Annotated in this window: 12 protein-coding genes; 3 read left to right on the top strand and 9 right to left on the bottom strand. The window is 57.5% G+C overall.

Going from position 1 to position 12856, the window contains the following annotated elements:
• The first annotated feature begins 65 nt into the window (after positions 1–65).
• Complete coding sequence (locus tag ACR0DT_RS05285; protein ID WP_480709751.1) at positions 66–1196, top strand: polysaccharide biosynthesis/export family protein; 1131 nt, start codon at positions 66–68, stop codon at positions 1194–1196.
• Positions 1196–3196 (top strand): capsular polysaccharide biosynthesis protein, encoded by a 2001-nt coding sequence (locus tag ACR0DT_RS05290; RefSeq protein ID WP_480709752.1) that lies wholly within the window; start codon positions 1196–1198, stop codon positions 3194–3196. The genes ACR0DT_RS05285 and ACR0DT_RS05290 overlap by 1 nt, the downstream gene beginning before the upstream one ends.
• Here ACR0DT_RS05290 and ribD read toward each other — a convergent pair.
• From ribD to ACR0DT_RS05320, 6 genes are all read right to left on the bottom strand, one after another.
• Positions 3193–4293, bottom strand: coding sequence for a bifunctional diaminohydroxyphosphoribosylaminopyrimidine deaminase/5-amino-6-(5-phosphoribosylamino)uracil reductase RibD (ribD, locus tag ACR0DT_RS05295; protein WP_480709753.1), 1101 nt, complete (start codon positions 4291–4293; stop codon positions 3193–3195). The two genes, ACR0DT_RS05290 and ribD, sit on opposite strands and share 4 nt — an antisense overlap.
• Entirely contained in the window at positions 4290–4760 is a 471-nt protein-coding gene (gene nrdR, locus ACR0DT_RS05300) for a transcriptional regulator NrdR (protein WP_005983889.1), read from the bottom strand. The genes ribD and nrdR overlap by 4 nt, the downstream gene beginning before the upstream one ends.
• A gap of 121 nt (positions 4761–4881) precedes the next feature.
• Positions 4882–5295 (bottom strand): secondary thiamine-phosphate synthase enzyme YjbQ, encoded by a 414-nt coding sequence (locus ACR0DT_RS05305; protein ID WP_480709754.1) that lies wholly within the window; start codon positions 5293–5295, stop codon positions 4882–4884.
• 18 nt (positions 5296–5313) lie between these two features.
• Positions 5314–5712: a hypothetical protein gene (locus ACR0DT_RS05310; RefSeq protein WP_480709755.1), complete on the bottom strand. Its 399-nt coding sequence runs from the start codon at positions 5710–5712 to the stop codon at positions 5314–5316.
• 78 nt (positions 5713–5790) lie between these two features.
• Positions 5791–6339, bottom strand: coding sequence for a DUF4166 domain-containing protein (locus tag ACR0DT_RS05315; RefSeq protein ID WP_480709756.1), 549 nt, complete (start codon positions 6337–6339; stop codon positions 5791–5793).
• A complete protein-coding gene (locus ACR0DT_RS05320; RefSeq protein ID WP_480709757.1) occupies positions 6340–6684 on the bottom strand; it encodes a thiol-disulfide oxidoreductase DCC family protein in 345 nt (114 codons plus the stop codon).
• Positions 6685–7102: 418 nt separating this feature from the next.
• Between ACR0DT_RS05320 and ACR0DT_RS05325 the strand changes: the two genes are divergently transcribed.
• Entirely contained in the window at positions 7103–8122 is a 1020-nt protein-coding gene (locus ACR0DT_RS05325; RefSeq protein WP_480709758.1) for a helix-turn-helix domain-containing protein, read from the top strand.
• 187 nt (positions 8123–8309) lie between these two features.
• On the opposite strand, the gene rpoD is transcribed toward ACR0DT_RS05325, so the two are convergent.
• The 3 genes from rpoD to ACR0DT_RS05340 all read right to left on the bottom strand — a co-directional run bounded on the left by rpoD (position 8310) and on the right by ACR0DT_RS05340 (position 12739).
• The gene (gene rpoD / locus ACR0DT_RS05330; RefSeq protein WP_480709759.1) at positions 8310–10298 is read right to left on the bottom strand and encodes an RNA polymerase sigma factor RpoD; all 1989 of its coding nucleotides are present in this window, start codon (positions 10296–10298) and stop codon (positions 8310–8312) included.
• A 114-nt stretch (positions 10299–10412) separates the two neighbouring features.
• Positions 10413–12362, bottom strand: a complete 1950-nt coding sequence (gene dnaG, locus ACR0DT_RS05335) for a DNA primase (RefSeq protein WP_480709760.1) — start codon at positions 12360–12362, stop codon at positions 10413–10415.
• A gap of 80 nt (positions 12363–12442) precedes the next feature.
• Complete coding sequence (locus ACR0DT_RS05340; protein ID WP_480709761.1) at positions 12443–12739, bottom strand: hypothetical protein; 297 nt, start codon at positions 12737–12739, stop codon at positions 12443–12445.
• Positions 12740–12856: the final 117 nt, after the last annotated feature.

A 12856-nucleotide genomic window follows, 5' to 3' on the forward strand; every position in this document is an offset into this window, starting at 1 on the left:
CGCGCGAACCGGGTAGCCTGCGCCCAACAAAAGACGATAACAAAAACGACCGAGGATTACCGGCAGTGCAGCGCTTTCCAATCCAATGGATACGGGGAATTTCCATTGTGGCCGCAATTGGTCTGTTGGCCGGGTGCCAACTTCCTAAATCCGGCCCCAACAAAACCGAGATTCTGGCAGGCTCCACAGAAAAAGGCGGCAATGCTTTCGTAGTCGAGGTCGACGATCGTGTTGCAAGGGCAACTTCGGCGATCCAGCAATACGGGTTTTCGTCCTCTTTCCGCAATGCCCAACGCCTGGCGGCAGACACTGTGCGCCCCGGCGACATCCTTGGCCTGACGATTTGGGAAAACGTCGATGATGGGTTGCTGTCCGGTGAACTTAGCTCCTCGACCCTTCTTGAACAGATACAGGTCGACAGCGACGGATTCATTTTCGTGCCTTATGCCGGACGCATTCGGGCCTCGGGCAACACGCCCGAGCAACTGCGCCAGCTGATCACCAGCAAGCTGCAGGAACAAACGCCTGACCCACAAGTCGAAGTTCGTCGTGTCGCGGGGGATGGTGCCACAGTTTCTCTTAGCGGTGAGATTGGGGTGGCGGGAATATATCCGATTGAACGACCAAGCCGCACACTGTCCGGAATGCTGTCGCAGGCTGGTGGCGTTGCAGTAGGCTCTGACATCGCGCTGGTAACGTTGATCCGAGGAAATGAGCGTGGGACGGTCTGGTATGACGATCTGGTCCGCAGCCCTCAACTAGACGTCGCGCTACGCGGCGGAGACCGCATTCTGGTCGAGGCTGACAGCCGGTCCTATATTGCACTGGGGGCAACCGGGCAGTCGCGTGTGGCCTTTGACACGCAAGACCTATCGGCGCTTGAGGCACTGGCTCAGGTGGGTGGATTGCAATCCCTGTCCTCGGACCCGACCGGTATTTTCGTGCTGCGCAAGGAACGGCAGGACATTGCTCGCAACGTCATGGGCCGCCAGGATCTGCAAGGGGATCAGCGCATGATCTACCTGCTGAACTTGACCGAGCCCAACGGATTGTTCGTGGCCCGGGATTTTGTCATCCGCGACGACGACACAATCTATGTGACTGAAGCCCCTTATGCACAGTGGAGCAAATCGATCTCCTTGATCGCCGGTGGCCTGACACCGGTCGCTAACGTCGCCACTCTGACGGGCGGCTGATGCAACCTGCCCCAACAGCCGGGACACAGCGGACCCGGCTGTTTGTCTACAACGGTGGCTTCCTGACACAACGCCGCATAAGGCGCATCCTGCACCTCAAAGGTTATGACATTCGACTGGGCCTGCCCAGCGACAAGGACGTCGTGGGGGTTTGGGGCAACAGCCCAACCGCTCATCGTGGCATTGGAATCGCAACCCGACACAACGCGCCGGTTCTGCGAGTTGAGGATGCCTTTTTGCGCTCATTACATCCGGGACGGACAGGTGATCCCCCGCTGGGTCTACTGCTTGACCGGTCCGGGGTGCATTTCGACCCAGCACAGCCTTCGGACCTAGAAACTCTGTTAGCGACTCATCCGTTGGACGACACCGCACTGCTGAACCGGGCCCGGTACGGGGCTGACAGAATGCGTGAATTGCATCTCAGCAAGTATTCTGCCGTCGATCCCTCCCTACCGCCGCCAGAGCCGGGTTATGTTCTGGTGGTCGATCAGGCGCGGGATGATGCGTCGGTTACTGCCAGTGCGGGGGATGACGCGCGGTTCCGCGAAATGTTGGTGATGGCGCAAGAGGAAAACCCCGGTGCCCGCGTTCTAATCAAAACACATCCCGAAACCGCTGCCGGGTATCGCAGTGGGTACTATTCGGATCAGGATGTGTCCGACCGGGTTTCGTTTGTGACCGATCCCATCAGCCCTTGGGCTCTGCTGGAAGGCGCGATCGGTGTCTACACCCTGTCCTCACAACTGGGGTTCGAGGCCATAATGGCCGGGCACAAGCCGCGTGTCTTCGGCCAGCCCTTCTATGCCGGTTGGGGCCTGACACAAGATGAGGCGTACATTCCGCGCCGCCAGCGCAGCTTGACCAGAGCGCAATTATTCGCGGCTGCGATGATCCTCTATCCCACGTGGTACGACCCCTATCAGGACCAGTTGTGCGAGCTGGAAAATGTGCTGGACACGCTTGAGGCACAAACACGTGCATGGCGTCAAGATCACAAGGGCTGGACGGCATCCGGCATGCGAATGTGGAAGCGCAAACATCTGCAACAGATGTTCGGTCGTGAAAAGAAAATCCGGTTTACCCCGGACCAACCAGAAACATCCGACCGTCCCCATATGGTCTGGGCCAATCAGACCCGCGGTGCGGAGAAGGTAGTCAGGGTAGAGGACGGTTTTTTACGATCCCGCGGGCTTGGTGCCAACCTCGTGCCTCCGCTGTCTTTGGCAACGGACGATCTGGGCATCTACTACGACCCGACGCATCCAAGCCAGTTGGAAGAGTTGATCACCGCGCGCGAAACTCTACGCCCGGATCAGGAACTGCGGGCTGAACGGCTGGTGGCGCAAATCGTTTCGGGTCGGCTGAGCAAATACAATACCGGAGGTGCGGCCCCTGATCTCCCCGAAGGGCATCGCATTTTGGTTCCGGGCCAGGTCGAGGACGATGCCTCGATCCTGCTTGGCACCACGACGATCCGGACCAATACCGATCTGCTGCGAGCCGCACGTGAGGCGAATCCGAATTCGATCCTGGTTTACAAACACCATCCCGATGTCGAGGCTGGGCTGCGCGAAGGGTCAATTGATGACGAGAGCCTTGCTGACGTGATCGTCAAAAACACAGACCCTGCCGTGCTGCTGTCACAGGTGAACGAGGTCTGGACGATGACCTCACTGCTTGGTTTCGAGGCCCTGTTGCGTGGGGTGCCTGTGACCACGCTTGGGGCACCGTTTTATGCCGGGTGGGGGCTGACAAACGATCTGGGAACGGTACCAGCGCGGCGTGGCGCAAGGCCATCGATGCTGGGATTGGTGCATGCTGCCCTGATTGACTATCCGCGATACCTTGATCCGCTCACCGGACAGCCCTGCCCTGTCGAAATTGCTTTGCAACGCTTGACCGACGGCTATGAACGAAAAGGCGGGCCATCTCTGCGTCTGTTATCAAAACTGCAAGGCGCGCTTGCCACGCATGCGCACCTATGGCGTCGTCGTTAGCGAAGCGCCCGCGCCCAGCGATGCAGCACATCCGGACCGATGGCCCGGGTTTCAATCAGGTCAAACCGAGGGGCTGCATCCAGTTTCTCCAACCCCAGCGCCCCAATCGCTGGCAAACCTTCGGCACCGATTGTCAAACCCGCGCTGAAACCCACCAACTCATCCACCAGATCATCGGCCAGAAAGGACGCCGCCAAAGCCGATCCCCCTTCGCAGAAGACGCGCGTCAATCCGGCCTGGCCTAGTTGCTGTAGCAGGTCAGCCGCATCTATGTGATGATCCTGTAGCGCACAGGGGATCAGACGCGCGCCCAATCCATCCCACGCGCGGGCGCGTTCGGCATCCGGGGACGGGCCATGGCACAACCAAACCGGGACTTCAGCAGCAGTGCGCGCCAACTGCCCCATCAGCGGAATATCCAGATGGCGCGAGACAACCACTCTTACCGGTTGCGCCTCGACCCCCAGATCGCGAACGGTCAGTGACGGATCATCAGCCCGCGCAGTCCCCGCGCCGACCATCACCGCGTCATGGCGCGCGCGCATGGCATGAACTGCCCGGCGTGCTTTTGGCCCCGTGATCCACTGGCTGTGCCCGGTTGACGTCGCAATACGCCCGTCGAAACTGCTGGCCAGTTTGAGGGTTACAAACGGGCGTCCTTGTTCCGTTTTCAGGAAAAAACCCGCATGATCGCGCGCGGCTTGTTCCGCCAGAACGCCGGTAGTGACCTCAATCCCGGCCTCGCGCAGCATCGCAAAACCCTGTCCTGCCACACGCGGATCGCTATCCTCGACCGCTGAAACGACCCGCGACACACCCGCCTGGATCAGTGCCTCGGCGCAGGGCGGTGTTTGGCCATGATGGGAACAGGGTTCCAACGAGACATATGCAGTTGCACCACGCGCGGCCTCGCCAGCCTGCGCTAGCGCCTGGGTTTCACCATGCGGACGGCCACCGGGTTGGGTCCAGCCGCGCCCGACGATCCGACCGTCGCGCACGATGACACACCCCACGGCGGGGTTGGGCCAGCAAGTCCCTTGGCCGCGCTGCCCCAATGACAAGGCCAGCGCCATATATCGCTTATCTGTGTCGCTCACTCGTCCGTCGAAGGCTGCGGCGGGCGCAGTTCGTGGACAAACTCCTCGAAATCATCGGCCGCCTGGAAATTCTTGTATACACTCGCAAAACGAACATAGGCCACGGTATCGATCCGCGCCAGAGCTTCCATGACGATCTCACCAATCTTGCTGGACGGAATATCAGTCTCACCCATGCTTTCCAGACGGCGGACGATGCCCGAGATCATCTGGTCGATCCGATCCGGATCAATGGGACGTTTCTGCATCGAAATCCGGATCGAGCGTTCCAGCTTATCCCGGTCGAAATCTTCCCGTTTTCCGTTGGTTTTGATCACCACCAGATCGCGTAGCTGCACGCGTTCATAAGTGGTAAACCGCCCTCCACAGGCGGGACAAAACCGGCGTCTGCGGATCGCGACGTGATCCTCTGCCGGGCGTGAATCTTTGACCTGAGTGTCGATATTACCGCAAAACGGGCAGCGCATCCGCCGTCTCCTCGTCCCTTGTTCCGCCTCTTATTGTAAGCGCAATGGCTTAGTTATCCACAACTATAGGGCAGCCGCTAGGATTTGGGTAGTCGGAATTTTTCACCGCAATATAAAGGGGTCACGCGAAATGCGCCGCAACCTTTCGGTGATGCGGCGCGGTGCGATGTTCGAATAGATAGATACCCTGCCAGGTGCCCAGAACGGGTTGTCCGGACACCACAGGGATCGACAGGGATACCGGCAAGAGCGCAGCTTTGATATGGGCCGGCATATCATCAGGTCCTTCATAGGTGTGCTGCAGATAAGCCATGGACGGATGATCCGACGGTGGCACCAGCCGATCAAAAAAGGCTCGCAAGTCCGTTTGCACCTCAGGGTCCGCGTTTTCCTGGATGACCAGAGAACAGGAAGTATGCCGCACAAATAGCGTCAACAATCCATCACGCTCGACCGAGTTTAGCCAGTGACGCACATCCGCTGTGAACTCGTACAGCCCCGGCCCTTGTGTGGAAACTACAAACTCGGTCTTCATGCGATCGTCAGCCCTACATCAGTCGATGAAAGGTCGTGTGCTACACCGTCCATTGGCCGCCGACACGGACATGTTGAAACCCGGCTGAAACCCCGTCGAAAAACCACTGCTTTGCTGCGGAACGCCCTCGGGAGCCGTAAGCGAAAACTGCACTGCTGTTCTGCGCCCCGTGGCCTCGCTTGGACCATAGCCGCGCTTGACGTAAATCCGTTGTTGCCAACTAGCGCCAAGTGTTCTGCGTGCAAAATCAGAGGCTGCACACCAGTACCCGTCTGTATCGGTGCGTCCGCGCGGGATCACCTCAAAGACTGTGTTGCTAAGCGCTACGGTCTGATAGCCAAACCGAGCGAACGTCGCTGACGCTGGCGTAGACAATACCAGGGCCGCGAACACCGCGTAAGTCATAACCTTTTTCATAATCACACTCTTTCCTGTTTCGAGGTAGGTCTTGACCTAGTGTACTCTGAATTACGACAAAGTCGGTTCACGATGAATTCAATCCGGGCACGTTTCGACGTGAACAGGTTCTAGCCAGCCGCGATACCGGATCAATAACCCAAGACCCAGCATTTCGGCCGAAACGTCAAAGCAAAAATGCCCTGTTTTATTCTGCCATTCTACTGTTGAAGAGCGTGGCAGTAAAAATGCGGGGCACGGAAGACCCAAAATACTTAGGCGCTGGATGTGGATCATCAAGCGTCCTGCATCGATCTCTGGCACCAGCCAAAGGGTCAGACGGCCCAGTTGTTCACGAACGCATTCCAGGCCGTGATCATATGTCAGCAGGGATCGAGTCGTATGGCCGTCGAAATCTCGCGCCCACTGCCAAGTATTGCCGTCACGATCGATTCTGACTTGCACCGGTATATCATCACCATCCGGAGGAAAGCGCCCCAACCGCAGGGTCAGTTTGGTCAGCCACCCTTTGCCCCCGACGATACTGCACCGTCCTGCGTAATGCCCGGGACTAGTGTGCAGTCGGTGCAGGGCTGAAGGCACATCAACTCCGGCAGGTAGCGATTGCAGAAAGGGATCGAGATCCACTCAAAACCCCTGGGGTAAAAAACGGGATTGCAGTGCAGCATCTGGGATCATGCAGGTCGGACTGCGTCCGAATATCTTGTACCTGTTGCGCGCGACGGCGTGGTACAGCGGATCCTTGAGCCATCCGGGCAGAAACCTGCAAATAGACAGGATTGGCCAAATCCCCGGCAGCGCATTCATCGCCGCTGCGAACGCGTCCAGACGCTGATGCACCTTGCCATTAACAATAACAAGGTTGGTTTCGAAATCCTGCGTGGGCAGCCCAAGTTCTTGATACAACCGTTGCCCCAGCGGCGATTGCGCAGTCGCGAATTTAAAACGCTGCGATTTGTCTCGCACTGTCATGAACTAAAAAAATCCGGAACACAGAACGCATTCGCCATCGAAAACAATAGCATCCTGAGCATCCACAAGTTCAGCGATGGCAAGGTTCGACATGTATGCTGCCCCGGTCGTTTTACCTGCACTAACACTTTCATCCCGGCCAAGACCGGGCAATGCGACATGAGGCCGTCCGATTTAAAGGTGCTTGAATGTGCCGGGGAGCCACCGGTTTAGGTGGTTGTTTTATCCAGGGCTCTGACCTCATCCCCATAAGGTGCTAACCCGACATCGGGCGGGATTTACAAAATGTCCGCCCTTTGGTCTTGTATTTGTTGGCCAAAACCATTCGAATTCCAGACATTGAGGCAATACTTTTAAGCGAATAACGCCCAATGGCCACACGGGTGCCGAGCCCGATTGAAAACATGGTGGAAAAGTTATGGAAGTTGACATTGCCCGCCTGCAGCTTTTAACCAAAGCGCTTGATCAACGGACAAACAGCACCGACGCGTCGGACCGTATCCTTCAAAAATGCGAGCTGACCCGGGATAAAATCGCAGCACCGTCAACAACGTGCAGCGCCCAGCAAGAGGCCATGTTTGCGCGCTATGCCTGTGATACCTTGGGCGACATCACCTTTGCCGCACAGGCCGGACTGCAGTTTTCCTCATCCTCAAGCCTGACGGCCTATATTAGTAAGTATTCACGTGACTTGCGTCAGGTGATCGAAAACACGTCACGCTTTCACATGTTCATCGATCCTGCCATTGCCTTTGCACTCCGTCTTGCCGGAAACTTTGCCACCGTCGAGGCCGAATGGAAGGATGCCAGCTACGCCCGCTATCACCGCCGGACCGAGTTCCTCATGTTCGCCGGACTGGCCCGTATGCGGATCCTGACGCAATCGAACTTCTATCCGATTGAGATACGGTTTCAGCATGAAGTCGGAAGAAACAGCGTTAATTTTAAAAAACTTGCAGGATTTCCAGTTGTGTTTGGCGCGGAAAGGCTGGAAATCGTCCTTGCCGTATCCTCGCTGGACTTGCCAGTTCCAACCTATGACTCGAACCTGCGCGCGCATCTTCTAGAATATGGCGAACGCGTCCTCGCCGAACGGCGTTCGCCCAAGCAAAAACTAAGGGCACAGGTCGAAGGGCTTATCACCCGATCAATGCCCGGTGCTGTCATTCACGCCGACGAGGCTGCCGCCAATCTGGGGATGAGCCCGCGCACTTTTACCCGGCGGCTAAAAGAGGAAGGGGCCAGCTATCGCGATATCGTCGACGATCTCAGATGCGATCTGGCGCAAACCTTCATTACCAACGGCATGCCGCTGTCCGAGATTGCCTATTCTCTGGGCTACGCGGACCAACCAGCCTTTTCGACCGCTTTCAAACGCTGGACTGGTCAGGCCCCCAGCACGTTCCGCAGCCGTCTGGATTTACCGGACAAGCCCTAAGGTCTGTAGCCGGGGGTCATCAGCCGCAAAGCCTCGCCCCGGCCTGTCCCATGAGTGGACAATGCGGATATAAAGAGGCGCAGGGACCTTGCCTTGTGACTTCTCGCCAATTTGATCTTTGATGCGGACAATGTGAAAGCCCGTTGGCAGAAAGAAAAAAGGCGCCTCATTCGAGACGCCTTTGGTTTTATTGATCCAGGAAAGATCGCAGCTTACGCGATCGGCTGGGATGTTTCAGCTTGCGCAGCGCTTTCGCTTCGATCTGACGGATCCGTTCGCGGGTCACACTGAACTGTTGACCGACTTCTTCCAGCGTATGGTCGGTGTTCATGCCGATACCGAAACGCATCCGCAGAACCCGCTCCTCACGCGGCGTGAGCGAGGCCAGAACCCGAGTGGTCGTTTCCTTGAGGTTTTCCTGAATGGCGCTGTCCAGCGGCAGCACGGCATTCTTGTCCTCGATGAAATCGCCCAGTTGGCTGTCTTCCTCGTCGCCAATCGGCGTTTCGAGTGAGATCGGCTCCTTGGCGATTTTCATCACCTTGCGAACCTTTTCCAGCGGCATCTGCAGCTTTTCGGCCAGTTCTTCCGGCGTCGGCTCGCGGCCGATTTCGTGCAACATCTGACGGCCGGTCCGGACCAGCTTGTTGATCGTTTCGATCATGTGGACCGGAATACGGATTGTTCGCGCCTGATCCGCGATGGATCGCGTGATCGCCTGACGGATCCACCAGGTCGCATAGGTCGAGAACTTATAGCCGCGGCGGTATTCGAATTTGTCTACCGCCTTCATCAAGCCGATGTTACCTTCCTGAATAAGATCAAGGAATTGCAGGCCACGGTTCGTGTACTTTTTGGCAATCGAGATCACCAAGCGCAGGTTCGCTTCGACCATTTCCTTCTTGGCCTGACGCGCCTCTTTCTCACCCTTCTGAACCTGTTGCACGATGCGGCGGAATTCAGGGATGTCGAGACCGACATACTGCCCGACCTGGGCCATGTCGTTGCGCAGTTCCTCAACCTTGGCGGTCGAGCGTTCAATGAACATCTGCCAACCCCGGCCCGGCTTTTCGGCCATCTCAGCCAGCCAGTTCGGGTCCAGTTCGCGGCCGCGATAGGCGTCGATAAACTCGCGACGGTTGATCCGAGCCTGGTCCGCCAGCTTCACCATCGCACTGTCCAGCGACATAACGCGGCGGTTGATGCCGTAAAGCTGGTCAATCAGCGCTTCGATCCGGTTGTTGTGCAGGTGAAGACCATTCACCAGTTCAACAATCTCGGCCCGCAGCTTCTGGTAGGTCTCTTCGTCCTTCTCGCTAAACGAGCCATCCTCGTTGAGCGTGGCTGAAATCCGGCTGTCCTGCATTTCCGACAACATCGAGAAATCGGTCGAAATCCGCTCGAGCGTGGTCAACACCTGATCTTTCAGGGCCGCTTCCATCGCAGCCAACGACATGTTTGCCTGATCGTCGTCGTCGTCATCATCGTCGCTAGCGATCGGGTTGCCGTCCGCGTCCAGTTCCGGGCCAGTGTCCTTGGCAGGCTTTGCCGCCTGCACTACCGAGGTATCGACAACAGGCTCTTCGACGTCGCCGTCTTCGTCCATCTGGTTGCCAAATGTGGTCTCCAGATCAATGACGTCACGCAGAAGAATGTCTTCGGACAGCAATTCGTCGTGCCAGATGGTGATCGCCTGGAAGGTCAGCGGGCTTTCGCACAGACCGGCAATCATGGTGTTGCGACCGGCTTCGATCCTCTTGGCGATAGCAATCTCGCCCTCGCGGCTCAGCAGTTCGACACTGCCCATTTCGCGCAGATACATGCGCACGGGGTCGTCGGTGCGATCCAGTTTTTCTGTCGCGGCGCCAGCCAGCGCAACCTCACGGTTACTTTCCGTGGTAGTCAGTTCCGTCGAGCCTTTATTCTCTTCCTCTTCGGCCTCTTCATCTTCGATGATGTTGATGCCCATTTCGGACAGCATCGACATTACATCTTCGATCTGTTCCGAGCTGACCTGATCAGGCGGCAGCACCTGATTAAGCTGGTCGTAGGTGATGTAACCTTTCTCGCGGGCCTCGGCGATCATCTTTTTGACCTGGGCCTGGCTCATGTCCAGCGAGATTTCCTGTTCCTGCTCGTCGGATTTGCGGTCTTCGTTCGTATCCTTGGCGGCCATTCAATGCTCCTGCAGGGATGGGTGATTCGTTTCAACCGAATCATTAGCGCGTAGAAGTGATTCGGCCACCCGTTTACCCGTTTTTCTTTTCCAGTGCCTTACGAAAACACCAGTTCATCGGCGTTTCCGTTCAAAATTGATGCCTGACATGATTGCTTTGAACGCATCTTTCTCGTCGCGGTTGATCCGCGCGCCATTGTCGGCGATGTCGAAAACAGCCCTGTCCTCGTTCTGGCTGCGGCTTGTGCGGTTGCGCTCTTCGGCGGCTTGCGCCAGCCGGTACGTCAACGCCTCATCGGCCAGATCGGACAGTTCCTCTGCAGCTTCGGCAATCTCAGCATCCAACCCCCGGAGCGCTTTGATTTTTGCGAGTTCCTCGGCCAGCGTCATCTCGGCCTTTTCAACGTCGCCTGGTTTGTACACACAGGGGATTACTGCGACATGGCGAAGGGCCAGCAGATTTTCAAGGGCTTGGGGCCCCAAAGTTTCGGCAATGTGGTCTTTCAGGTTGTCAGGGTCGTCAATCGCATGGCGCAGGATCGCATGACGCAGGGCCGCATGGTCGGGATCTCGGCACTCCATCTCTTCCAACTGATGTTCAAACTGCACAACGACTTCGGGATTCAAGGCGGCAATGGCCAGAATGGCCGCCTCGCGCAGTTGAATTTCGGCCCCCTCGGAAGACGCCAGGAACGACGCCCGCGCGCCGGGCGTTGCCGGTTGTTTCTGCGACTGCCATTTGCCACGTGGTTGCCATTGACGATTCCCGGATTGACGCTGCGGGCGGAACAGTTGCCAACGCAGATCCTTGATCTCTTGCCCATAGTGAGACCGGATAGACGGGTCTCGGATCAGTTTGATTTTGTTCCGCAACACCTTGTCCAACGCCGCCTTGCGTTCCGGGCTGTCAAAAACCTTGCCTTCCGTTTCACGCTGCCACAGCAGTTTGACCATCGGAATGGCCCCATCCAACACGGATTGGACCGCCCCTGCCCCTTCGGCGCGCAACAGATCGTCAGGATCCTTGCCTTCCGGCATCAGGGCAAAGCGCAGGGATTTCCCTGCCTCCAACAGCGGCAACGCCAGATCAACAGCCCGCATGGCGGCCCGTAGACCAGCCGCATCACCATCCAGTGCGATGATCGGCTCGTCCGAGATTCGCCACAGCAATTGCAACTGATGTTCGGTAATCGCGGTACCAAGCGGCGCGACCGAGGCGCCAAACCCGGCCTCGGCCAACGCAATTACGTCCATATAGCCCTCGGCCACGACCAGAGGCAGCCCCTTGCCAGCTGATTGCCGTGCGGGGCCGTGGTTATACAGGCTGCGCCCCTTATCGAACAACTCAGTCTCAGGTGAATTCAGGTATTTGGCGTTGTCATTCGGGTCCATCGCCCTTCCGCCAAAAGCGATGCAGCGCCCGCGCGGGTCGCGGATCGGGAACATGATCCGATTGCGGAACGTATCATATGGCTTTTTGCCTTTGTTCGATGGCTTGGCTAAACCTGCTCCAAGGATCAGATCCTCGGCCACGTTCTTGCCACGCAGATGATCCCACAGCGCCTGCCATCCGTCGGGGGCAAAACCGATTTCCCAACGCTCCAACGCCTGCGCATCCAGTCCGCGGCGGGTCAAATAATCTTGCGCTGCACCCCCGGCCCCGGTCTTAAGTTGCAGGCGGAAGAACTGCGCCGCCTGATCCATAACTTCGGCCAGTTGCGAACGGCGGTCCTGCTTTTCCTGCGCTTTCGGATCGCGCGCGGGCATCGGCATCCCGGCTTCGCGTGCCAGAATCTCGACCGCCTCGATGAACGAGACATTCTCGGTCTCTTTCACAAAGCTGATCGCGTCACCTTTGGCGTGGCAGCCAAAACAGTAGTAGAACCCCTTTTGATCATCGACATGGAAGGACGCGGTCTTTTCGTGATGAAACGGGCAAGGTGCCCACATGTCGCCCTTACCCTGATTGGACTTGCGTGCGTCCCACATGACCTTACGCCCAACAACCTGAGACAGGCTAAGGCGGGTACGCAGTTCATCAAGAAATCCGGGGGGCAGTGACATGGGTCAAACTTGGCAGAAATGAAAACGCGCGCCAAGGGGAAGGCGCGCGGTTGTCCACAGAGAATTCGCTGACCTGTGGATTATTGCTGAAGACACAGCTCCAACCAGGCGGCACCCAGGTCCTTTTTGCGCACGTCACGCATCTTTTGCTCATAAACCCAAGGGGTGATCAACGGAATGGCAGCGTTGTAGTTTTCGGGCCATGTCGGGCTAGTATCAGCTACCGCCTGCGGTACGTCGCGCTCCTTGACCCTATTTAGTCGGGCCTTTTGGATCGCCGCAACGACATCGGCTTGGTACTGGCAGCTTTGTTCTTTGGTTTCTTCAGCAGCCAGAGGTGTGGCCAGCAACAGGGCCGCGATGGCGGTACGCAACATGGGTAACTCCCGGAATCGTTTCTTTCGCGGCAGCTTACCTGTCAGACACTTCGCCTGCCATCGTCCTTTTTCCCGCGTGTGACTAATCTAGGCCGGACAGCAACAGGGGCAATCGGA

The organism is Ruegeria sp. BI11 (assembly GCF_056538005.1).

What these genes read in the sequence shown, in the direction of transcription:
- ACR0DT_RS05290 (WP_480709752.1), top strand. Translation starts at nt 1,196, where the DNA reads ATGCAACCTGCCCCAACAGCCGGGACACAGCGGACCCGGCTGTTTGTC.
- nrdR (WP_005983889.1), bottom strand. Translation starts at nt 4,760, where the DNA reads ATGCGCTGCCCGTTTTGCGGTAATATCGACACTCAGGTCAAAGATTCA.
- ACR0DT_RS05305 (WP_480709754.1), bottom strand. Translation starts at nt 5,295, where the DNA reads ATGAAGACCGAGTTTGTAGTTTCCACACAAGGGCCGGGGCTGTACGAG.
- ACR0DT_RS05310 (WP_480709755.1), bottom strand. Translation starts at nt 5,712, where the DNA reads ATGAAAAAGGTTATGACTTACGCGGTGTTCGCGGCCCTGGTATTGTCT.
- ACR0DT_RS05320 (WP_480709757.1), bottom strand. Translation starts at nt 6,684, where the DNA reads ATGACAGTGCGAGACAAATCGCAGCGTTTTAAATTCGCGACTGCGCAA.
- ACR0DT_RS05325 (WP_480709758.1), top strand. Translation starts at nt 7,103, where the DNA reads ATGGAAGTTGACATTGCCCGCCTGCAGCTTTTAACCAAAGCGCTTGAT.
- rpoD (WP_480709759.1), bottom strand. Translation starts at nt 10,298, where the DNA reads ATGGCCGCCAAGGATACGAACGAAGACCGCAAATCCGACGAGCAGGAA.
- dnaG (WP_480709760.1), bottom strand. Translation starts at nt 12,362, where the DNA reads ATGTCACTGCCCCCCGGATTTCTTGATGAACTGCGTACCCGCCTTAGC.
- ACR0DT_RS05340 (WP_480709761.1), bottom strand. Translation starts at nt 12,739, where the DNA reads ATGTTGCGTACCGCCATCGCGGCCCTGTTGCTGGCCACACCTCTGGCT.